20 protein-coding genes are annotated in these 23,669 nt (G+C 38.5%); 8 read left to right on the forward strand and 12 right to left on the reverse strand.

Annotated features, from left to right (window positions below):
* Positions 1-11: 11 nt before the first annotated feature.
* The gene (locus C9J45_RS06080; RefSeq protein WP_107208475.1) at positions 12-1,421 is read right to left on the reverse strand and encodes a hypothetical protein; all 1,410 of its coding nucleotides are present in this window, start codon (positions 1,419-1,421) and stop codon (positions 12-14) included.
* Between the two features lie 312 nt (positions 1,422-1,733).
* Between C9J45_RS06080 and C9J45_RS06085 the strand changes: the two genes are divergently transcribed.
* Positions 1,734-2,576, forward strand: a complete 843-nt coding sequence (locus C9J45_RS06085; RefSeq protein WP_107292303.1) for a S1 RNA-binding domain-containing protein — start codon at positions 1,734-1,736, stop codon at positions 2,574-2,576.
* A 102-nt stretch (positions 2,577-2,678) separates the two neighbouring features.
* On the opposite strand, the gene C9J45_RS06090 is transcribed toward C9J45_RS06085, so the two are convergent.
* On the reverse strand, positions 2,679-2,912 hold the full coding sequence (locus C9J45_RS06090; RefSeq protein ID WP_107287427.1) for a glutaredoxin family protein: 234 nt from the start codon (positions 2,910-2,912) through the stop codon (positions 2,679-2,681).
* 477 nt (positions 2,913-3,389) lie between these two features.
* Between C9J45_RS06090 and C9J45_RS06095 the strand changes: the two genes are divergently transcribed.
* Positions 3,390-4,598 carry a NupC/NupG family nucleoside CNT transporter gene (locus C9J45_RS06095; protein WP_105060313.1) on the forward strand — a complete coding sequence of 403 codons (1,209 nt, stop codon included), beginning with the start codon at positions 3,390-3,392 and terminating at the stop codon, positions 4,596-4,598.
* Between the two features lie 93 nt (positions 4,599-4,691).
* Here the strand turns inward: C9J45_RS06095 and C9J45_RS06100 are convergent, their stop codons facing one another.
* The 3 genes from C9J45_RS06100 to moeA all read right to left on the reverse strand — a co-directional run bounded on the left by C9J45_RS06100 (position 4,692) and on the right by moeA (position 7,407).
* On the reverse strand, positions 4,692-5,198 hold the full coding sequence (locus C9J45_RS06100; RefSeq protein ID WP_105060312.1) for a DUF2059 domain-containing protein: 507 nt from the start codon (positions 5,196-5,198) through the stop codon (positions 4,692-4,694).
* Between the two features lie 186 nt (positions 5,199-5,384).
* Positions 5,385-6,155 carry a molybdopterin-synthase adenylyltransferase MoeB gene (moeB, locus tag C9J45_RS06105; protein ID WP_107246584.1) on the reverse strand — a complete coding sequence of 257 codons (771 nt, stop codon included), beginning with the start codon at positions 6,153-6,155 and terminating at the stop codon, positions 5,385-5,387.
* A gap of 16 nt (positions 6,156-6,171) precedes the next feature.
* The gene (moeA, locus tag C9J45_RS06110; protein WP_107292304.1) at positions 6,172-7,407 is read right to left on the reverse strand and encodes a molybdopterin molybdotransferase MoeA; all 1,236 of its coding nucleotides are present in this window, start codon (positions 7,405-7,407) and stop codon (positions 6,172-6,174) included.
* Between the two features lie 307 nt (positions 7,408-7,714).
* Between moeA and folE the strand changes: the two genes are divergently transcribed.
* On the forward strand, positions 7,715-8,368 hold the full coding sequence (folE, locus tag C9J45_RS06120) for a GTP cyclohydrolase I FolE (RefSeq protein ID WP_107208468.1): 654 nt from the start codon (positions 7,715-7,717) through the stop codon (positions 8,366-8,368).
* 151 nt (positions 8,369-8,519) lie between these two features.
* The gene (locus tag C9J45_RS06125; RefSeq protein WP_107208467.1) at positions 8,520-9,467 is read left to right on the forward strand and encodes a LysR family transcriptional regulator; all 948 of its coding nucleotides are present in this window, start codon (positions 8,520-8,522) and stop codon (positions 9,465-9,467) included.
* A gap of 120 nt (positions 9,468-9,587) precedes the next feature.
* Here the strand turns inward: C9J45_RS06125 and C9J45_RS06130 are convergent, their stop codons facing one another.
* Positions 9,588-10,460 (reverse strand): YjjW family glycine radical enzyme activase, encoded by an 873-nt coding sequence (locus C9J45_RS06130; RefSeq protein WP_255418447.1) that lies wholly within the window; start codon positions 10,458-10,460, stop codon positions 9,588-9,590.
* A 14-nt stretch (positions 10,461-10,474) separates the two neighbouring features.
* Entirely contained in the window at positions 10,475-12,019 is a 1,545-nt protein-coding gene (locus C9J45_RS06135; protein ID WP_107261779.1) for a YjjI family glycine radical enzyme, read from the reverse strand.
* Between the two features lie 122 nt (positions 12,020-12,141).
* Between C9J45_RS06135 and C9J45_RS06140 the strand changes: the two genes are divergently transcribed.
* The 3 genes from C9J45_RS06140 to C9J45_RS06150 all read left to right on the forward strand — a co-directional run bounded on the left by C9J45_RS06140 (position 12,142) and on the right by C9J45_RS06150 (position 15,431).
* Positions 12,142-12,399, forward strand: coding sequence for a DUF333 domain-containing protein (locus tag C9J45_RS06140; RefSeq protein WP_107261781.1), 258 nt, complete (start codon positions 12,142-12,144; stop codon positions 12,397-12,399).
* Positions 12,400-12,775: 376 nt separating this feature from the next.
* A complete protein-coding gene (locus C9J45_RS06145; protein WP_107261783.1) occupies positions 12,776-14,539 on the forward strand; it encodes a murein L,D-transpeptidase in 1,764 nt (587 codons plus the stop codon).
* Positions 14,540-14,702: 163 nt separating this feature from the next.
* On the forward strand, positions 14,703-15,431 hold the full coding sequence (locus C9J45_RS06150; RefSeq protein WP_107208463.1) for an HAD family hydrolase: 729 nt from the start codon (positions 14,703-14,705) through the stop codon (positions 15,429-15,431).
* A 50-nt stretch (positions 15,432-15,481) separates the two neighbouring features.
* Here C9J45_RS06150 and C9J45_RS06155 read toward each other — a convergent pair whose 3' ends face one another.
* A complete protein-coding gene (locus C9J45_RS06155) occupies positions 15,482-16,444 on the reverse strand; it encodes a TerC family protein (protein ID WP_107208462.1) in 963 nt (320 codons plus the stop codon).
* 811 nt (positions 16,445-17,255) lie between these two features.
* On the opposite strand from C9J45_RS06155, the gene C9J45_RS06160 reads away from it, so the two are divergent.
* A complete protein-coding gene (locus tag C9J45_RS06160; RefSeq protein ID WP_107208461.1) occupies positions 17,256-17,654 on the forward strand; it encodes a hypothetical protein in 399 nt (132 codons plus the stop codon).
* A gap of 58 nt (positions 17,655-17,712) precedes the next feature.
* On the opposite strand, the gene C9J45_RS06165 is transcribed toward C9J45_RS06160, so the two are convergent.
* From C9J45_RS06165 to C9J45_RS06180, 4 genes are all read right to left on the reverse strand, one after another.
* Positions 17,713-19,083, reverse strand: coding sequence for a DASS family sodium-coupled anion symporter (locus C9J45_RS06165; RefSeq protein WP_107208460.1), 1,371 nt, complete (start codon positions 19,081-19,083; stop codon positions 17,713-17,715).
* Between the two features lie 484 nt (positions 19,084-19,567).
* Positions 19,568-20,314 carry a vancomycin high temperature exclusion protein gene (locus C9J45_RS06170; RefSeq protein ID WP_107208459.1) on the reverse strand — a complete coding sequence of 249 codons (747 nt, stop codon included), beginning with the start codon at positions 20,312-20,314 and terminating at the stop codon, positions 19,568-19,570.
* A gap of 200 nt (positions 20,315-20,514) precedes the next feature.
* Positions 20,515-22,203, reverse strand: a complete 1,689-nt coding sequence (locus tag C9J45_RS06175) for an NAD-dependent malic enzyme (protein WP_107246592.1) — start codon at positions 22,201-22,203, stop codon at positions 20,515-20,517.
* Between the two features lie 490 nt (positions 22,204-22,693).
* Positions 22,694-23,590, reverse strand: coding sequence for a 1,4-dihydroxy-2-naphthoyl-CoA synthase (locus tag C9J45_RS06180; RefSeq protein ID WP_107292305.1), 897 nt, complete (start codon positions 23,588-23,590; stop codon positions 22,694-22,696).
* Positions 23,591-23,669 lie beyond the last annotated feature (79 nt).

The raw sequence follows: 23,669 nt of genomic DNA on the forward strand, positions 1-23,669 counted from the left end.
CTTTTTGAGTGTTAGGCCGTTTGCGCTTTTTCGCTTTCCTTCGCAGCTTGAGCTTCCGCAACTGGCTTTTTCTCTGGAGGGAGAATAGGCTCAATATCCACAATTTTGGAACGACTCATAATAATTTTCCAACGCTGAATACGCACTGTTTTATCTTCGTCTGTTTCTTTGGTTATTAAGTTAATCAGGTGACGTTTTTCCACAGACTCTTTTGTTACCTGGCCATCATTCAGTTGGTATAAACGCTGAGAGCCTTTTTCCATTAATGCTGCAACAGTACGTAAATCTAAAATGATCGATTCTCGCGTTTGCTCATAACCACTTAAAAACTTTGTTGGTGACATACGGGTGGTACTTTTATAGTGAAGAATGGTTTCTTCCCGGTGAGACACTTTATGTTTACGCGTTTTACGAATATCGGTTGGTAAACTGTCATAGCTAATATATTCAAGCCATTCGAGCTGTCGACCAATTAAATGAGTGGTATTAGCATCAAAGAACTGCTTCCGCCAACGAGCTTTACCTTTCCGTAACCAACGCCAAAGCATGGTTTTTAAGTCATCTTTAAACACTTCACGTGCGGCATAAATTAGCGATAACACCAAAATGAATGACGCGGTAATATCACCGAGCATACCGCGTGCTTTTATCAGCATCATGGTGACAAAAATCATCACAATGCCGGCAGCTGCGCCTGTCACCACTTTTTTTGTGCTTGCACCCAGCTCAATGGTTTTCTCACTCATCGTAACAGGGTATTCAATCAAACGTCGTAATAGCCGCATTTTATTCGACATACGGGTTGGATCTTCCATCGCTTTAGCCGAGTTATAATTATGCTTTATTCGGTGTTGTGTTTCAGATTCACAGATTTCAAGTAACGTTGTTTTGATGGCGTTGTAATCGTTGCCACGCGGAAGATGAGAAATTAACTGAAGGAAGCGCTGCTCAGTAAACCAAGACAGATAGTTATCAATATTCTCGTAATACTTAAGCAGCTTTTTGTCGGTTGGAATATTTCGACGTAAGCGCTTTAAAATACGCACCGAGATATTGGCAGATTCCTCAACATCTTCAAATGTCGGGTTATCATTTTGATTTAATAAATCATTGGTGGCTTTTTCTAGCGCGAGTGCATACTGATAAGCGTAAAGGCTTAAGCTTAAACGGTATTGTTCGATAGATAATTTTCCACGGCTGGCAAGGCGACTATGAACAAGAGGAAGGTGATTAATATCACTGAAATAAGTACGTTTACCGTGGATAGCGTTATGATAGAACTCTTCTTCAGAAATGATATTGGCATTTAAACCAAGCTCACCGGGAATGAAGATGTACATATCGAGCTGCCGATTGGTTGTTTCTTGAATAACATGGGATATTTTTAATTTATGCCCATCTTTTTTATCGACAGTGATCACTTATTGATATCCTCCAAGATCTACAACAATAACTTACTCTATTAATTTTAGAATAAGTTGGTTTTAAATATTACTGTTAACTATATAAGTTTGCGCTGATAGCATGAAAAATCATCAAATAAATGCAGATAGGTCAGGCGTTGCGAACCAACATCACGTATAATGCAGCAATCTAAGCACAACACGTGCATTATAGCCGATTGATTAGCGAGATATAGCTAATTCATCATGCAGCTAATAAATTGATTGATAAAGATATTGAAGCAACATCACCAAACGCGTGTCGTTGCCTACGCAGAGAGTACCTGATACATGATTAGAATTGGAAAATACAACACACTAGAAGTCGTCAAACTAGTAGATTTTGGCGTATTTCTTGATGGTGGTGAAGACTTCGGTAATATCCTGTTACCTAAGAACTCAGTTCCAGCAGGTACCGAGCTAGGCGATAAGTTAAAAGTATTTATTTACTTCGACTCGAATGACGAAGTCATTGCTACAACAACGGAACCTTATGCACAAGTTGGCGATTTCGCAAAACTACGTGTAGTGGGTGTAACCAACATTGGTGCGTTTGTTGATTGGGGTTTAACGAAAGATTTGCTTATTCCATTTAGTGAGCAACGCCGTCGTTTAGAAGAAGGTCAAGAAGTGGTTATTCACGTATACACAGACAAAGCGTCTGGTCGTATTGTGGGTACTACTAAATTTAACCGTTACTTAGATAAGACACCAGCAACTTACCAGATCGGTCAAGAAGTGCAGGTAATTATTGCTGAAGTAACAGATCTTGGTTTTAAAGCCGTGGTTGAAGGTAAACATTGGGGACTTTTCTTTAAAACAGAATCATTTGGTAAGCTATTTATTGGTAAAGCATTAAAAGCCTACATTAAAGAAATTCGTCCAGATGGTAAGTTAAACCTATCACTACAGAAAATGGGTAAAGATCGTGTTGACGATCTAGCGGATAAAATCTTAACCTCGTTAGAGCGTAAAGGTGGCTTTATCCCAGTAAGTGATAAATCAACTCCTGATGAAATCTTCCAAGTTTTCCGTACAAGTAAAGCGACCTTTAAGAAAACGATTGGTGGCTTATACAAGAAAGGGTTAATTGTTATTGAGCGTGAAGGTATCCGCTTAAACGACAACAACTAACAACTTGCTCGATAAATCGAGTAAAAGAAAACCGACACATGCTGTCGGTTTTTTTATATCTAAAAAATAATAACTCACTGAAAAGTAGTATGAAATGCTTTCTTAGTCTTTTGACTTTAATGCTTTTTCAAACTTGGTAATATTCCAGCCAATTAACACCTGATCACCCACTTTTAAAACAGGGACAGATCTAGCGCCAGTACTATTAAATTCCTTTCTTCCTTTTGGTGAGCTGATATCAACCAAACGATAACTGTATTTTTTGCTCGTCATGTATTGTTGTGCATCTTTACAGTTTGAGCAGTTTTTCTGGCTAAATAAGACAATACGTTTCATTGGGATGTTTCTTTTATTTTAATATTTGCTGTAACTCTAACATAAATGAAATGAAAGATAGTAATGACAGAACAGTAGTTACAAGTGGTCTAAATCAAACAAGTTTTTAAGCCTGTTTACTTTTTCCTATCAGTAATAAAGAAGTGATACGGTAAAGGCATAGGTGATAACGCTGTAACTTATAGATTGCTTTGCAAATACGTATTTTATTTTGTTGAAAATATCAGCACATACATGCTTGTTAAATACGCTGATATTTTCGATTTTATTGCGTTAAAGCAAATTATTTTTTTTATATGGAAATAATAAAGCAGCATTTACAGCTAATGTTTTGATTTTTATGGGTTAGCTTTTGTTTTTGGCTCAATAAGTTTAGGTGTATCACTCTTGGTGTAACAACCAAATAACAATGTGATGTTGCTTGTATTTTTAGTGTAAATACAATGCAACCCTCTTTTGGGTAACAACAAAGATCTCATGATTGCTTTATTAGGTATATTCGTTCTACTTTTACTCGCGTTTCTTATCTCAACGGATAAAAAGCGTATTCCTGTAAAAATGGTGTCTATCGCGTTTGCGTTACAAGTACTGTTTGCTTTAATTGTTTTATATATCCCAGCAGGTAAAACAGCACTACAAGCTGTCAGCAATGGCGTAACGTACGTCACCGATTATGGTAAAGATGGTTTGTCATTTTTATTTGGTGGTTTGGCAACAGGTAGTATCGGTTTTGTATTTGCCGTTAATGTACTTGGTATTATTATTTTCTTTTCTGCACTGATTTCTATGCTGTATCACGTAGGCATTATGCAGAAAGTCGTTAATATTTTTGGTGGCGCACTGCAACGTATTTTAGGTACGGGTCGTGCTGAATCATTATCTGCTGGTGCCAACATTTTTGTCGGCATGTCTGAAGTCCCACTGGTTATTAAACCGTACTTAAAATCTATGGATGATTCACAACTTTTTGCGGTGATGACATGTGGTTTGGCTTCTGTTGCAGGTTCTACGATGGTGGGTTATGCCGCTGTTGGTGTTGATTTAAATTACTTGATTGCCGCTGCGTTTATGTCTGCGCCTGCTGGTTTATTAATGTCAAAAATCATTATGCCGCCAAGCGAGAATAAGCTATCAGCGAATGAAATTACCAGTGTTGAAATTCCTAAAGCAACCAATGTAGTTGAAGCGTTGGCTGATGGTGCAATGTCTGGCTTGCGTATGGCGGTGACTATTGGTGCAACATTGATTGCTTTTATCAGTGTAATCGCATTATTTAATGGCCTGTTAGGCGATATTGGTGAGTTCTTTGGTATTCATGGCTTAACGTTCCAAATGTTGATTGGTTACCTGTTTGCGCCAGTTGCACTTTTACTGGGTATTCCAATGAGCGAGGCGGTAACTGCGGGTTCGTTAATTGGTCAAAAAGTAGTGATGAACGAGTTTGTTGCTTTCATTGATATGATTAAAGTGCAGGATACCTTATCGCCACACAGCCTTGCTGTTGTTACTTTTGCATTATGTGGTTTTGCCAATATTACAACGCTGGCTATTTTGATTGGTGGTATGGGAAGCTTAATTCCTGAGCGCCGTCCATTTATTGCGAAATACGGTATCCGCGCAGTTGCAGCTGGTGTACTGGCAAACTTAATGAGTGCAGCGATTGTGAGTATTATTTTATTGCTCTAGTAGCAGAGTGAAAAATAGTATTGGATAAGAGAGCCGACTGAGTATTAGAAAAATAGTCACAGTCGGCTTTTTAATACCTGAAGAGTAAACGGTTTACTTTATCCCTTCTTCTTTAAAACGCTTGGTTATACGTTTTTGAATTTTCGGACCTAATTTCTGTCCAAATTCTTGTCCAACTAACATGCCTTCTTGATTGATAAGCGGCATTACTCGAATTAACTTTTTGCCAAATTCGGTATCGTTAATTTCAATCATTTTACGCAGTTCATCTTCAGTGAAATGCTTATTGTAGATTGGGTACATCATGGTTTTGAAGCTGTCGTTGATCACAAACTCTTCATCCATGATGGCACTGATCTCTTCTTCTACAATGTCAAACGCTTTGGGATTAATATCGGGCTTAGATTGCTTTAAGATCAATGTCATTTGCTGGGTGAATAAATCTGAATATTGCCTACCGACAGCAACGGCAGATTGCCCCGTTTGCGCTAATAGTTTATCTATCAGTAGTTTTTTTGAGACTGGAATGTCACCAGTGGCTGCAGAGACATTAAATGACAACGCAAGCAAGGCTGCTGCTAAGATCTTTTTACTAAACATGTTTATCCCGTAATTTATTTTTTGTATTAAGGTGTTTTAGCAAAAAAATGCTCGATATATAAATTTGAGCTTGAGTTGTGTGAAACCGATCGGCTAGGGGATTTAGAGGTAGTCGTTAGTAAAGCAGTGATGGGTGAAAGGAATTACCGCTGTATATTTCATGGATGGCATATACAGCGGATATGATCAATTAGCGCAAACTGAGCAAGTGGGTTGTTTCATTAACTTCATTTCTCGCCAGCTCATTGTGAGCGCATCTAGCATGAGCAGTTTACCTGTTAATGGTGTCCCCATGTTGGCAACCACTTTGATTGCTTCCATCGCTTGAACTGCACCAACGATGCCGACAACGGGCGACATAATGCCTGCTTCAACACAGCTTAATGTTTGTTGACCAAATAGGGCGCTTAAACACTGATAACACGGCTCGTTATCTTGGTACGTGTAAACACTGAGCTGACCTTCCATACGAATTGCTGCGCCGGAGATAAGCGGCGTTTTGGTTCTAAAGCATAGGCGGTTAAGTTGATTACGAGTATCAACGTTATCGCTACAATCTAAAACAATGTCGTGGCTTTCTATGAGTGGTAGTAACGCTTCATCGGTTAAGCGTTTGGCTATGGTCTCTACCGTAAGATATGGGTTAATACGACATAACGCTTCTTTTGCAGAATCGACCTTTAATAGGCCAACCGTAGCATCATGGTGTAACACTTGACGCTGAAGGTTAGAAACTTCAACCTTATCATCATCAATCAGGGTTAGTTTACCCACACCAGCAGCGGCTAAATATTGCGTAGAAGCACAGCCTAAGCCTCCAGCACCAAGGATAAGCATAGAAGAAGACTTTAATGCTTCTTGCCCTTCAAAATCAAACTGACGCAAAATGATTTGGCGGTTATACCGCAGCATTTCATCATCTGTCAGTTCAACGTTATTTGTGTTTTCTGTTGTCATTAGAAATACCGTTTGCTTAGTACAAGGTGTGGTTGAAGATTTCGATAGTCACATCTTCACCCGCTTGAACACGACCACGATCTTGCTCTAGTACCACAAAGCAGTTAGCAAGGTGCATTGAACTAAAGGCACCAGAGCCTTGATTGCCTGTTGTTGCTACTTCTAATTGACCTTCAACGTTAATGCTGTAAATACCACGTTGGAAATCGGTACGACCAGGGCGTTTTTTAAACATTGTTGTCGCTTTTGCTTTTACACGAACAGGCGGTTGGTATTGGCTGTTACCTGCTAGTTTCGCCAGCATAGGTTGTACTAGTTGGTATAAAGTCAGCATTGCTGATACTGGGTTGCCCGGTAGGCCACAGAACCAAGCATTATTGATTTTACCAAACGCGAAAGGTTTACCCGGTTTCATGGCGATTTTCCAAAAACCGATTTGGCCTTCTTGATCCAAAATATCTTTGGTGTAATCCGCTTCACCGACACTAACGCCACCTGATGTGATTAATACGTCGGCTTCTGTTGAGCCTTTTAAAAATGCGTCACGCAGTTTTTCAGGGCAGTCCGGAATAATGCCTAAATCTAACACTTCACAACCAAATTTTTCTAGTAGAGCGCGAATACCGTAGCGATTGCTGTCGTAGATTTGACCCGCTTCTAGTGTTTCGCCTACTGGACGTAATTCGTCACCAGTAGAAAAGAAAGCCACTTTCGGGCGGTGGTACGTTTCAAGCTCTGCAATACCAAGTGATGCAAGTAAAGGCATTTCACGCGCAGTTAAACGTGTACCTGTTACTAGCACAGTTTCACCAAGGCTTACGTCATCACCAATTGGGCGCACGTTATCGTTCGCTTTTGGCTTGATATTAAAAGTGATGTTCTCACCATCAACAGACGTTTCTTCTTGCATAATCACGGTATCAGTACCAGCAGGCATTTCAGCGCCTGTCATAATACGGATACATTGACCTTGTTGACATTCACCTTCAAATGGAACGCCAGCGAAAGATTTACCCGCTAAAATCAATGTATCTGTATTTGCTAAGTCTTCAGCACGAAGCGCGTAACCATCCATTGCCGAGTTCGCAAATGGTGGTACGTTGATAGGCGAAAGAATATCTTGCGCTAGCACTAATCCCATTGCATCGGCTAATGCTACCGTTGATGTTGTAGTTGTAGAGGAAACTTGCTCAAGAATATTTTCAATTGCAGTTTCAACGGGCATAAGGCCTGGTACGTCGCAGCATCCCATAATGGTATCCATCTCGTAATTGTTTAATTTGAATCATAGTGGCTTTGAAGCAAGAGCATTAGTAACAATGATAAATATCAATAGCCCTTAAAACCACGTAGTAAATCGCTTAATTTTGATTTTACCCTTTATTATTAAGGGCTGTAAGGGATTGATTATGCCAAAATTAGGCCAATTGGACTAATCCCTAATAAATGGGAGGTGTAATTATTTTCATTTGGAGGTATTCTTCGTATGTTTTTAGCGCTGGCAAGCAAAAACAGGCTCGTTTTATTGCATTTCAGTCTGTGCCAGTTGGAGGAAAAGAATGACAGCATTAAGTGAATCTGCAGTACTAGTTCGTGATGCATTAGCAGCCCGTGGTCTTGAAACCCCAATGGTTGAACAAGATGTTAGCCGCGAAGAGAAAAAAGAAAAGATTGAATACCACATGCGTGAGATCTTATCGTTACTCGCGCTAGATCTGACTGATGATAGCTTGGTTGAAACCCCACACCGCATTGCGAAAATGTACGTTGATGAAGTGTTTTCAGGTTTAGACTATGCCAATTTCCCTAAAATCACCGTCATTGAAAATAAAATGAAGTGTGATGAAATGGTGCGAGTTAAAGACATCACGTTAACCAGTACATGTGAGCACCATTTAGTAACGATTGATGGTAAAGCGACGGTTGCTTATATTCCTCGTGGAAAAATTATTGGTTTATCCAAAATTAACCGTATTGTTCGTTTCTTTGCTCAGCGCCCACAAGTTCAAGAGCGTTTAACACAACAAGTGTTAGTCGCACTTCAAACATTATTAGAAAGTGATGATGTCGCAGTTACGATTGATGCAACGCATTATTGCGTAAAAGCGCGTGGTGTTATGGATGCAACCAGTGTAACCACAACCACAGCGCTTGGTGGTATTTTTAAGAAAAATTCAGCGACACGTGCAGAGTTCTTAAACGGTATTCGATAAATAATAGTTTACGCTATTGTTGAAATTTAAAACAAAAACAACGTGCGCTATTAATAAATGAACAGAAATGCTAGTCCTTTATTGACTAGCATTTTTTTTATCTCATACTGCTGAATTATCGATTTTCTGGCTTATATATTAAAGGTCGCAGATGGATTTAATTAAACTTTCTCGTATAAGTATGAAACACTTAATTACCTTGCACGTAATGCTAGATACGCTAAGTGTTACGGCATGTGCAGAGCGATTATGTGTAAGCCCTTCTTCCGTTAGTAAAACACTCAGCCAATTACGTGACAATCTCAATGACGAACTCTTTTATCGTCATGGTAATAAGCTAATTTCTACTCCTTTAGCTCGTAGGCTAGGCCCTACGGTTCACCAAATGATCAGTGATATGAATCAGATCATGACCAAAGAAGCGTTTCAGCCAGAAGAGTATGAAGGGAGTTTTTCACTTGCGATGCGGGAAAGTACTTTTGAATTAATCGCCGGTGGTCTTTATGCCCATGTTCTAAAAAAAGCGCCGAATGTCCGTTTTGATATTTGGTCGAAAGACAGCATTGGTTTTGATGGTTTAACCAAAGGCATATTGGATTTTGTGATTTTGCCACACGATCTTAGCCAGCCACCATTGATGCAAAATAACTTAGTATGGCAGACCTTGTTTACCGATGAGATGGTTTGCTTAATGGCGCATGATCATCCTCTTGCCGATAAAGAGCTGACAATAGAAAATTATTTAAATTGTGGTCATATTGGTATTTTGGATAGTGATTTAAGTGTGCCATTTTTTGAGATGCAATTAACGCAACAGCATCATAAAAGAAAAGTGGTGGTGAATGTCGCAGACTTTGGTGGTGCAGCGACGATGTGTCATAACAGTAATTTGTTATTTACCTGCTCTAAACGTTGGGCAAGTACTGCATTACAGTCTAAAGCACTTGTTGAAAAGCCGTTACCGTTTAATTATGGCAAGGTTGCTTATAGTTTGGTGTGGCATCAACCGAGCATGAATGATCCTGCTCTTCGTTGGTTACATCAGCAAATTTTAATTCTTTGTGGCGTTGAAGATAAGACAGCAGAGATTGATTTATAAAGTCTCACTTCAAAAGATACGTTAGGAAGTGAGGTTCTAAAGAAAACGTAACTCCGACTGCTGAGCGACTTAATTAATTATGTCGCTATGATCAGCAGACGGAATATCTAAATTTTTGATTTAATAAATAGCAGGAGTCAGTAAGTTTTTCACGCCACGCTCTGATAGTTCGTTAGCTAATTGATTAATCTCTTCTTGGTTACACTCATCCCAGTTGAGTGCATCACCTACCACACCATGATGCCTGAAAGCATTGAGCTTTATTTTCACACTGCTTGAAAAGGGACGTAAGTAATACGCTACTTTTTCTATCTGCTCCATAAAATCGGTATTATTAGGAATATGCAGAAGTCTTATTTCGTGTAATTTGTTTTGAGCATGAAGAAAGTTCATCGTTTCAAAAACGCGGTGGTTACTTCTGTTGGTTAACCATTTATGCGTTTCATCGTGCCATGCTTTTAAGTCAATCATCGCACCATCAAGGTAGGGGGTAAGGTGTTTCCAACCCGTTACGCTTAAACTGCCATTACTGTCTATCATGCATGTTAAATGTTTCAGTGAAGCCGTCGTTTTTATTAAACGAAATAGCGAAATAATAAAAGGTAAATTAAGTGATGCCTCGCCACCAGAAACGGTAATACCATTAATAAATAACCTATTTTCATGAATTTTTTCAATTAATTCAGAAACAGACATCGTTATGGTTTTAGGGCTCGCTTGTCGAGGGCAAGCCTCAATACACTTATCACATTCAGTGCATAATGCTTGATTCCATGCCACTTTAGTTTTTTCATTTTCCGTATGAATAGCTTGTAATGCTTGTGTTGGGCATTGCTTAACACAGTCTGCACAATGGTTACAAAAACCGATGGTTTGTGGGTTATGGCAATTTTTGCAGTTGTAGTTACATCCTTGAAAAAAAATCACCATTCGGTTGCCGGGTCCATCAACGCACGAAAAATTAAGTATCTTACTAATAGTGGCTGAAATCATTTACTTGTTAACTCTTAATTCTCAATAGAGAGATGTGAATAATGAGGTGTTTGCTCGTGACTTAACACACGAGGTATACGTTTTAAAATGTCGGTTTGTTCGCTGGCTTCTGAGCCTAACCACGTTGTATTGGTACGTGAACCGGCCTCTTTGAATTTAGCAACATCAGATAGCTTAATCATATAGCCCGTTACTCGAACAAGATCGTTTGAGTGAACGTTTACGGTAAACTCACGAAACCCCATATTTAATGCGCCTTTACATAAGGTAACCATGGCGAGTGGATTTTGTTTGATTGTTTCATCAATGGTTAAAATATCGCTGATACCTGATAGGTAATACTGATGATGTGCAGCCAGCGCTTTAATGTGCAAAACAGGATCAGGCTCTGTACCATAAGGAATACGGATCCCTGGTGTTACGTTTTGATCGCTGCTAATACCACCTTGCGAGTGCAATAGTGCTCGCTGGTTATAACCATATTTCACTGGTGTATTCGTGACAATGTCACTTAATAGTTGAGTGATAGATAATGCTAATGCATTGGCTGAATCACTGTGGCCATATTTTTCTGTTGAGCCTGATTTCTCCAATAATAAATTGACTGCTTCTGCCATACCGTAGATACCAAACATTGGGGCAAAACGGTTTTCATCAATCAATTGTTCTTGTACTAAAAAGCTAGTAAAGAAGTTTGATTCTTCATGAAGAAATGCTGAACGCGCTTCAATAAGTCCGAAAGTCATTTGGCAATAATGCGGTAGCACTTGGTTGATGAAGTTATCTACATCTGTTGCTTTTTCTGCCGCCGCTTTTAAGTTTAAGCGTACAAGTGTATTTGCGCCGCCTGCTAACGGTAGTGAGTTGTAGCAACTAACAATACCAAAGCCTTGTTTACCAAATGTATCTTTAAACATTGGGTAGTTGGCAATATGGGGTTTACTGCATTCACAAATATTTTGGCAAGCTTGTTCGAGTAAAGATATTGGTGATACTTCAGCGTCGTACATAAAAGTGAGATTAGGCGCGACTTGCTTAAGCTCTGCATCAATTTTTAAAATAGTACGGCAAATAATGTTATCAGTTGGACCAATATTGGCATGCATAAACGCATCGGGTAGGGTGCGGTCGAGCATAATCCAAAAACGCTTTAGCTTGTTGTAAATATCAGTTTCAGATTCACTATTTACAAACGGTAACAATAAATCATCAAGTTGACCGATATAAACAGGGTAGTTAGTTACAGATGGTACGTGATGATAAATAATGGTGAGCGCATTGAGCGCGTCATCCAGATTTTTTGCGGGCTCTAGCTCTAAATAGCTTGAACCATTCTGTAAGTATTTAGCATAGTCGGGCAGTATGTAGCGAGGCTTAAAAGGCGCATTACCTTCGAACATATCACAGATAATTCCTTCATTTTTTGCTTCTAAAATTTCGTCACTTACTGGCATATAGTCTACAATTGCTTCAGCTTCGAGAGAGAGAAACAATGTTTTTTGTTTCGGGCTTAATGTAGAAGAAGAAATAATCTGTTTTATTTTGGAATGTAATGACATTGCAAGTACCGTGTATTGTTATAATTTAGTGGCACTTTAGATGAGATTAACAATTTCCAGAAGTGAAAAAGAATTAACGTATGTTTTCCAAAATGGAAAAGCGAATGACATAAGGGATGAATATGAAAAAGTGGACAGTTTTATTCGCTGTTATCGGTTTGGGTATCGCATTAGTTGGGTGTAATAAAGAAGAGCAAAAACAACCAGAACAACCCAAAAAAGAAGCGGTTGGTATGGCGAATCCAGCTTCTGTTTACTGTGAGGAGCAGGGTGGGAAACTTGAAATTAAAAAAGAAGAAAAAGGTGAAGTGGGATATTGTCACTTAGCGGATGGTAAAGTTGTAGAAGAGTGGACTTTCTATCGCGAAAACAATAAGTAGCTTTATTTTTGAGCATAATTGAGACGAACTCACTATAAAATGCCGATTAACTTGCGCTAATAGATATTTTAGATAAATGGTGTTTTTATGAACACCATTTCAAATAGTGTTTTTTTATCTTTTAAATCAAGGTGATATTTGTATTAAATGTGTGATACTCAGTATAAAAAATCCTGTTAGGGTATATTTAACGTTTAAAGTTACGTTATTTGAATTGTATCGTGATTAAAAATTTGTCTAAATATACTGATATTGGCCTTTATACAGGTTATTTTGTTTGTGTGCCGTATATAAGCGTTACATGGTTGTAAATGAACGTTTAGTTATTTTAATACGGATATCTTTCTTCTTTTATTTGATAAGGATCGCTTTGAAGATGTTTAATTCTCAGCGTGTTGTCACTCAGTGTTTCAGCAAGCTTCTTGTTTTATCTTTGATTCTTCCGAGTAGTGCTTTTGCTATTGAATTAGCACACATTGCACCACATAACTATGTGAACATTACAGGGCCGGATAAAGAGACTGTTGTGTTTCCTCCTGTAAATGATAGAGAAGCTCCTGCAACGAGTACAGGTAGTGTGGATTGGTCTTCTTTAAACAATCAAACAGTGTTTAGCACCAAAACACTTTGTGCTGATTCGGTGAATAAGGTTTGTTTTAAGTCTCAAATAGAACAAGCGTATACTGAGAATAAGTTTTATCCTTTTTGGCAAAATAAAGCACTGCGAGATGAGTTTGAACTACAGTTAAAAGCCGTTGTAGATACAAAAATGCTACCGGGTTTATCCCAACGTCTTTCCGAACTGAATAAGCTTAAGAGTGAAAATAACGAGCAAGCTTATGACTTATTAGCGACTGATACCTATTATGTGTATCGCGCATTCCAAAACTACATTGCAACTCACCGTGATGTACTGTTCTTGTCTAAGCCTATTAACATGAGTAAGTCGATGAGCAAATATGCCGATGGCGTTAATGTTTATCCGATGACACTTGCGAGACTTGAGCAATTACGTCCTGGTTATATTGCATTTAAACCAACAATGGATGCGATTGCCAAATACCTGAATTTACCCGCGCATACTTTAACATCATCGAACTTTAAGCAGGTTTATCGCAAAGGGGCAACACTGCCTAACGGGCATGAGTTGATTAAAGTATTGTATACCCTTGGTGATATGGATCAGACAGATTACGACCGTTTATCACTTGAACATCAGATCACCAATTCTGGTGCTGTTTTTGAAAGCTTAAAAGCATTCCAAAAACGTCATGGTTTAGCAAGTGATGGTATTATTGGTGAGGCAACTGTTCAGCAACTTGTTATGCCTTATGCGGATATTGCGCGTCGTTTAGCATTGAATACGCTACGTGTGGCTACCTTAAATAAGTATAATGAAAATCGTCCTCATATTTGGGTTAACATTCCTAACTATAAGTTAGAAGTGTTTGATAAAGGTAACATCGTATTTGAATCTAAAGTCATTGTCGGTCGTGATAGCCGTCCTACAAACTTATTCTCATCGGCTATTACGACTATGGTTGTAAACCCATACTGGAACGTACCGATTACAATCAAGCAGCATGATGTTATCCCAAAAGTGAAGCACAATATTGATTATTTAAAGCAGCATAATATGCAGATTTTAAATAGTTGGCGTGATCGTACTGTGATTTCACCAACGAGTATTGACTGGGCGACGGTGAATCCAAAAACATTTCCGCATGAGTTTCAGCAAGGTCCTGGTCCTCGTAATTCACTTGGTCGTGTTAAGTTCCTTATGCCAAATGATTACGCTATTTTCTTGCACGATACTCCTTCACGCGGATTGTTTAGCAAAACTAAGCGTGATTTAAGCTCTGGTTGTGTACGTGTTGAACGTGCTTATGATCTTGCTAATTATGTAATTGAGTACCAAAATCGTGGCAACATTCCAGAATTTAAACAAATGTTAGATGCGAAAAAGCAAAAAACCGTGAGTTTATCTAAGCGGATTGGTGTCGATTTTGTCTATCTCACGGCATGGGTTGATAATAATGGTAAAGTACAAATGCGTGAAGATATCTACGGTTATGACTCGCCAAGTGCAAATAAGATTAAAAATAAATTTATTACGATGAAAGATTTTGTTAAAAATTAAGTCGTAATTAAAGATAAAAACCAGCACTAGGTTGCTGGTTTTTTTATACTTAAAATACGTGATACTCATCAGTTTGGGTAATGAAATCATGATAAATACTAGGTTAAGCGCACCATACTCGTTACTATAAGTGTGCCTGTAATCACTAATAAAGAAGGTTAACGTGTTAAAAGCTATTTTTCTCGATATGGACGAAACCTTGTGTGCAACGTCTTTAGCTGACAAACATGCCGCGAACGAGCTGAAATTATATGTCAGTAATTTGTACCCACAATTAAATGTAGACATGTTTTTAGAACGCTATATTGCAGGTGTATATAAAAAACTCAATGATGAATTACCTGAGCTAGTGCCACTAATATCCGATGAGCTTCTCTTCCGCCAAAACCTTATTTTAGTTTTATTTAAAGAGCAGGGCATTGAGTTATCTTTTGATGCTGCAGTCGCTATTCAAGCATGCTTTGATCAATCTCGTATGGCTAGCTTTGATTTTTTTCCTCAGATGAAAGAAACGCTGTTGGCATTGCGCAAATCATATCAATTGGTTGTTATTACCAATGGTCCGGTTTTTTCACAACATCCAAAGTTGGCCGCAACAGAAATGCAGCAATATGTTGATCATATTATTGTGGGTGGGGAAGAGCCTGAGGAAAAACCGGCAGTAAGTATTTTTGAAAAAGCACTAAACTTGGTGAACTGTAAACCTGAAGAAGTCATCCATATGGGGGATTCATTGGCGGCAGATATTATAGGTGCTAAAAATGCAGGTATTAAGAGCGTATGGGTTGATACCCAAAAAGACAGCGATCATCAGCAATTAGCGCTGATTAAACCTGACTATATTGTTACTAACCCTGTTGATATTCAAACTATTGTTGCTAAATTGGCTTAGACAATAAAGATAAAAAACGCCACAGACACCTGTGGCGTTTTTTTTACTTTTTATTCATGATTGATAGGCGTTTGTTCGTCGTTACGTGTTTTCCATAGCGATGCGCCAATGGCGATGGAAATAGTAAGAACAATGACACACAGTGATACCGCTGTTGGGATAGCCCAAGCGGTACCGACTAAAAGCATCTTCAAGCCAATGAAGCTTAGAATAAATGCCAGTGCGACACGTAGGTAGCAGAAACGCGTTAACATACCCTCAAGTACGAAATACAGTGAGCGTAAGCCTAGTAATGCAAATACGTTAGCAGTAAGCACCAAGAACGGTTCACGTGTTACCGCAAAGATCGCAGGAATAGAATCGAGTGCAAACATGACATCGGTAAGCGCGATCACTGCAACCACAACAAGTAATGGTGTCGCTAACCAACCATGCTCTCCTTTAACGAACATTTTATGGTCGTGATAATCATCTGTAACTTTAAAGAAGCGTTTTACAATACGTACCGGTAACGCATCTGAGAAGTCTTCTTGTTCTTCTTCATCTTCTTTCCAGAGTTTGAAGCCAGTGTAAAGAAGGAAAACGGCAAAGATGTACATAACCCAATGGAAGTCATCCAAGAGTTGAGCACCGACTGCGATCATACCACCACGTAAAAAAAGCGCACCGACAATGCCGAGCATTAATACGCGCGGGCGTAAACGCTCAGGTACCATAAATTGGCCAAAAATTAGGGCGAAAACAAATAAGTTATCAACACTTAATGATTTTTCTAATAAGTAGCCCGTGACAAAAGCAGTTGCTGCTTTTGAATTACTGTAGGTACTTTCTGGTGCCATCAACTGCCAATTGAAGTAGATAAACACCGCAAATAAGAAAGCGAGAAAAACCCAGAATACACTCCAGATAGCTGCTTTCTTGATGGAAATCTTACCACCACGTGTTTGATACAAATCCAACGCAAACATTAACACTGTTAATACAGCGAACCCTTCATAGCTAAAAAGGCTCATAGAGTCTCTCCTAAAAATCGACCTTAAAGCGATAACGTATTGTTATTTTATAAACTAAATAATAAATATTAGTTTTTTATAAGTATAAAGTTATATGCCTATAAAAAGGCAATATAGTTTGGCAACAATATGTTATCGCATAAAGATTAAAAACGCGGAAGGCAGGGTAAAAGGGTGTTTCACAATCAACCTTACGCGCATTAAAAACTCAAACCTCTGAGTGTTTGAGTATGACTGCACCAATGTGCAAGCGATAATGGCATTGGTCTCGTCAAAATGGTGCATGAATAATAATGCAAATCCATTCACGGCTGCCGGAAGTGTAAACTTCGAGATGACGACAGACGAACAATTGTGACTACTCCCCAAAACAAGGCGATTTTAGTCTTGTATTGACAAATTTTCCAGTCGTTTTTCAAAATGATTACCATATAAAGCAGTTATATAATGGCACAGCGTTTTTAAAGGTAAAATTACGCGCTTAAATATATCGATTGATTGTTATTCTCAATAACCTGATCGAATGGTTAAGCATTTTTTTTTGTGTATTAAAGGAGATCTTGGGGTATTGCTACCACAGAATATATGGTCACGTAACATGCTTAATCATAAATGAGTAGTGATAATAAAAGGTTTCTTGTTGTTAAATCTTTGTTTTAAAAGTGTTTTTTGTAATGTTAAATCAAATGTTTTATGTGACGATAATCACAAATCAAGGTTGGGTGATTTAGTTTGTTATTCTACTAGTCGTATAGTGATAAGGACATTAAGTTAATGCTAGAAGATGTTATGTTTCTACCTAAGGATAGTTATGGAAACAATGTTGAACACATCAGAAAAAGAGCAAATCATATTTGATTACACGCATTTCCTCTCGCTTCTTTGTAATCAAAAATGGACATTTATTGATGTTGTAAAAAACATCATTTCATCTTTTGAATTAAATATTAAAACAGGCACATATTCACAAATAAGCCCCGCAGAAAAGTTACATCAACAGGCGTTAAAAGTATTATCAAGCAGTGCCAGTGATACGCAGAATATTATTCGATTATTATTATTATCACGAAATGAAGGTATAAAAAGTATTTTATTATTATTACCTTTTGCTTTAGAAGAAGAGCAATTAAAAAAAATAGAAAAAAAAGGAAAGTGTAAATTAGAAAAAGAAAATGGAAACAATGAAAGGTTACTCATAACCTTATTATGAAATAATAGATAAAGAAGGTGTTGGCAGGCACCTTCTTTATATGTATTTTTTATTAAAATTACCAGAATAGCCAAGTAAATATTGTTAGAAATGCAATACATAAGATATTGAGATAAATACCAACACGCATCATTTCTTGTTGTTTTATATAGCCTGTACTAAATACGATCGCATTAGGTGGTGTCGCAACAGGCAGCATAAAGGCACAAGAAGCCGCGATAGCAATAAGAGCTGATAACACAACAGGCGATACACCTAATGCTTCTGCAACGGTTGCAAATACAGGGATTAACAGCGCTGCGCTAGCAGTATTACTTGCAAACTCGGTGAGAAAAACAACAAAGATAGCAACAACTAAAATAGTAAGGAATAAACCCGCTTGGTTTAAAAACGTACTTAACTCTTGTGCTAAGAAGACACTTGTTCCCGTGGCTTTTAATATATTGCTCAAACAGATACCGCCACCAAATAGAATAAGTACACCCCAGTCTGTTGATTTTTGAATATCTTTCCAGCTAACCACGCGTGACACACATAATAATACGATGGCGCTTAAGGCAACCAGCGTATCAAATTTAGCGAACCCACCTAAAAATGCGTTAATGGGTTTGCTGAAAATCCAACAGCTAACAGTGAGAAGGAAAATAGCTAGAGTAAGAAACTTTCCTTTTGTCCAAGTGACAGGAGTGTGGTCAATCTCAAAGGTGTGATTTAAATTTGGTTTTAGAAGAATATATAACAGACCAACGGTTAGCGGTAACAAAAAAAGACTCACAGGTATGCCAAAGTACATCCACTCGGTAAAGTTTAATCCGGCTTCTGCGGCTGCAATGGCATTAGGAGGGCTGCCGACAATCGTGGCAATGCCGCCAATACTGGCACAATAAGCAATACCAAGTAGGGTAAATACATAAGTGTTATGACCTGTTTTACTATTAACCTTATTTAATACCCCTAGTACTAATGGCAGCATCATTGCGGTAGTGGCTGTGTTACTTATCCACATTGATAGCCCTGCTGTTACACCAAATAGCATCAATACCGCGACGGACATCTTACCTTTTGCAGCTACTAGCACTTTATCTGCAATGACTTGATCGAGTTGCTGTTTATGCAATGCTGCAGCTAACGCGAAGCCTCCAAGAAAGAGAAATATAATTGGATTAGAGAAGTTTGCTAATGCTTGCTGAGTTTGAAAAACACCAAAGAATACGGCGAGTAAGGGAACGAGAATGGCAGTGACACTGACATGTAATGCTTCAGTTAACCAGAGCACAGCGATAAAGCTTAATATACTAAGCCCTAATGTGATATTAGCTTCAAATGGTAGCGTGTTTAGTAGCGTTAAAAACAAAAGTATATCTGCAATGATAATTAGACTATTACGATTCAATATCCATTGTTTAATCGTGAGTGTGAGCGCTGTCATAGCGTTTCTCCAATAGCAAGGCCAGTAGTTAATGCATCTAGTTGCGCTGCTAATATAAGGCTTGTTAACGAAAGAATTTGAGACTTATGTATATAATCGGTTAATTTTTGGTGATAATTAAGTGATTTTGTTATTTCTAGACGATTGAAATAAAAAGATATTTTATTGTTTATTCGAAGGTTAAGAAAATAGAGCAATATCATTCTATCAATGACTAATAATTTAGGTGTTGATCACAAAGAATCGCCGCTATAACTTTTGTAGCCTGTGCTAATATGTTTTCCGACAAATTATTGACGCAAAGATGGGCAGTAAAATGGCAGGGATGCAGAGACAGACTAAACGTACAGAGTTAAAAAAGAAGATGAAAACCGACGTTTTTCATCATATGAAAGATGTAAAGCATAGGTTTATGAAGATGATGAGAGATAAAAGCTAAAGACAGGTTAAAAATATAAGCCAGTGAAATCACTGGCTTTATGTTTTACTTTGAAGTGTTACTTTTTGTCACTGCTAAATTATCTAACTGCTTTTGACTATTAATAGCTGAAGATGGTGCTGTATCATCACTGATAACAGTGGAAGGTGCGGGTTTTATAATAGGTTCTTTAGGGCCTAGAAACTTAGGCTGAACATTCAGTATAAACAGATCACTCAATGCTTTAACACGAGCAAGTACTTCTCGAATACGGATTTTAAGTTGTGCCGTACCATTTGGCTCATGTACCGCCAAACATGTAGCTTTTATGTTATAACTGTCAGCAATAAATAGGGCGCGCTCGCAGTGGAATTGTTGGGTAATAATTGTAAAGTTATCCGTTTCAAACACTTCTTTTGCGCGGACGATAGAATCAAGCGTTCGAAACCCAGCATAATCTAAAACAATTTTGTCATCAGGAACACCTGCTTTTAATAAATCTCGTTTCATCGTCCAAGGTTCATTATATGAGCGGTGTGCATTGTCACCACTGAGTAAAAAATAATCTATTTTACCTTGTTTAAATAAATCTAATGCTGCTGTAATACGATATTCATAATATGGGTTTAGTGTCTTAGCTATATATTTACTTGTTCCAAGAACTAATCCCACAGAATGTTTGGGTACTGTAGAGATATCATGATAAATGCGATCAGATGTACGAGCTGAAACCCAACGATCAAATAACAATAATGTTGAAACAAATAAGATACAGATAACTGCAGAAATACGGATGAAGTTGAGCAGTTTCATAATTATCCACGAAAGTACAAAGTTCTTATCTTATATCTTACCCTAATCATTTAATAAAATGTTTATTAATTAAGAGGTAAATGTCTGCGTATTGTCATTTTAGCTTATGACTGCTGAAATAATATTCAATAACAAGTAAAGGCGCAGTATTACTTACATCAAAAAAAGGTGCCAGATTGGCACCTTTTTTAAACTGAGGTTTAGAACGAAGTTCGTTTGTAACGACGATATTCTGATTTCCAGAAGTTAGCATCGATTTTTTCACGGATACGTTCATCGGAGTTTTTCGGTGCTTTATGTTGTTCTACCGCTTTCTTCGCAACGGCAAAAGCAATTTTACGTGAGACTTTCTGAATATCTTCTAATGGCGGTAATAGTGGGCCATGTCCATGAATAGCAAGTGGAGAACACTCCGCTAAGGCCTGACTACTTTCCATTAGCATTTCATTGGTAACACGGCGAGCATTAATGGCTAATACCCCTAAACCAATACCTGGGAAAATGTAACTGTTATTACATTGTGCGATTGGATAAGTTTTACCTTCATAAATCACAGGCTCAAATGGTGAACCTGTTGCAACAAGTGCATTACCATCCGTCCAACGGATCAAATCAAACGGTGTTGCTTCAACGCGGCTGGTTGGGTTGGAAAGTGGGAAAATGATAGGGCGTTCGCAGTGCGCGTACATTTCACGGATCACGTCTTCACTAAACAGTCCCGGAACACCAGATACACCGATTAAAATCGTTGGTTTTGCATTACGCATAACATCAAGGAGTGAGATGTTATTATCTGCCACATCCCAATCTGCTAATTGTGCATTTTTCTGAACAAGAGCTTGTTGGAAGTTGAGTAGATTTGGCATGCCATCAATGAGTAGGCCCCAACGGTCAACCATGAATACTTGACTGCGCGCTTGTGCATCAGAAATACCTTCAGACACCATTTGTGCAATAATCGCTTCTGCAATCCCACAACCTGCCGAGCCCGCACCAAGGAAGGTTACACGCTGCTCAGACAGTTTATTGCCTGCTGCTTTACATGCCGCAAGTAGAGAGCCAACAGTTACCGCTGCTGTGCCTTGAATATCATCGTTAAAGCAACAAACTTTATCTTTGTAACGCTCAAGTAAAGGCATTGCATTTTTTTGTGCGAAATCTTCAAATTGAATTAATGCTTCAGGCCAACGTTGTTTTACGGCTTGGATAAATTCATCAACAAACGCATCGTACTCTTTTCCGGTAATGCGGGTATGGCGCCAACCCATGTACATGGGATCAGATAAACGTTGTGGGTTATTGGTACCAACATCAAGAACAACAGGTAAAGTATAAGCTGGGCTGATACCACCACATGCGGTATATAAAGAAAGCTTACCAATTGGAATGCCCATACCACCGATACCTTGATCACCTAAACCAAGGATACGCTCACCATCGGTTACAACAATCACTTTAACGTTCTGACGAGACGCGTTGTTCAGCATGTCTTCAATACGATCACGGTTTGGGTATGAAATGAATAGACCACGACCACGACGGTAAATATTTGAGAAATCCTCACACGCAGATCCCACTGTAGGGGTATAGATGATTGGCATCATTTCTGTTACGTGATTTTCTACCAAACGGTAAAACAAGGTTTCATTGGTGTCTTGGATATTTCGCAGATAAATGTGCTTATCCATATCGTTATCAAACTTTAGGTATTGCTGATAAGCACGTTCTGTTTGTTCTTCAATAGATTCAATAGCTTCAGGAAGAAGCCCTTCAAGGTTAAAGAACATACGTTCTTCGACAGAGAATGCACTACCTTTGTTAAGAAGAGGTGTTTCAAGTAGTGCAGGACCTGCATAGGGGATATATAAAGGTCTTTTATCGTTGTTCATGCAAATAGACTCTGTAGCTAGAAGATTAAAATTGAAAACAAGTGCAAGTTTTCAGTTGGTCACTAATGCTAGAACGTCAAAGATAAGAATACAAAGGGTATGATCACTTATTTTGAAAGTTGAGCCATATTATTTGTGAAAATGCTGTTTTTTAAATTGATACTTTGTTTTAGTGACGTTTTTTGGCGAGTTAATGATGTAATTAGTTTATATGCGTGAACGCGTGCCATATTTTATAAATCATTTTTTTGAACAATATCGTCTCGTCACAACGGTATACTCAATTTTAAAATATTGACCAACGATGGGGGGAGATTAACAAGACATTTACGCAAGGAGATGTGTCATAAATCACTATTTAGCGAAGGCTTCAGTGTTGTTTCGATTGATTATTCTACGTTAGGATTCATAGCAAAATAAATGAGTAAAGCAGTATAGCCACTTATTGATAATCAGTAAGTGGCTTTTATTTATCTAGAAATTGAGTCGATCAGTAATGCCAAGGGAAGCGGCTAAAATCTTGATCGCGTTTTTCTAGGAACGCATCACGACCTTCTTGTGCTTCTTCTGTACCGTAAGCAAGACGCGTTGCTTCACCAGCAAACAGTTGCTGACCGACTAAACCATCATCTGGAAGGTTGAAACCGTATTTTAGCATACGCATTGCTGTTGGTGATTTACTTGTGATTTCTTTACCCCAACGAAGCGCTTCTTCTTCTAGTTCAAAGTGATCAACAACCTTGTTCACCATGCCCATTTCATAGGCTTCTTGTGCGCTGTAATTAAAACCACAGAAGAAGATTTCACGGGCACGTTTTTGACCGATCATTTTAGCCAGATACGCAGAGCCGTAACCAGAATCGAACGACGCAACATCAGGATCGGTTTGCTTGAATATGGCATGTTCTTTAGATGCCAGCGTTAAATCACAAACAACGTGTAAGCTATGACCGCCGCCAACAGCCCAACCGGGAACAACCGCGATAACGACTTTTGGCATAAAGCGGATCATGCGTTGTACTTCTAGAATATGAAGTCGACCCATACGCGCAACGTCAGCAGTACCCGCTTCTTCGCCTTCATATTTATAGCCATCTTTACCACGAATACGTTGATCGCCACCCGATGAGAATGACCACTGGCCTTTATGAGATGGGCCATTACCCGTTAGTAATACACAGCCTACATCAGACCATTGACGAGCGTGATCGAGTGCGGTGAAAAGCTCATCAACTGTTTTGGGACGAAATGCATTCAGGCAATCAGGACGATTAATTGCGATACGAACAGTACCCTGATCTTTGGCGCGATGATAAGTAATATCTTCAAAATCAAAGCCTTCAACTTTGTTCCAAAGCTCAGGATTAAATATGGTTTTCGTTGTCATGTGGCGTTGCCTCCATAAGTTGATGCTGTAAGGCTAGGGAGTTACAAAAAAAAGTCAATTTTTCGATGAAATTAGTAGT

The organism is Photobacterium sp. GB-1 (genome assembly GCF_003026165.1).
In the GTDB taxonomy this organism is placed as follows: Bacteria; Pseudomonadota; Gammaproteobacteria; order Enterobacterales; family Vibrionaceae; genus Photobacterium.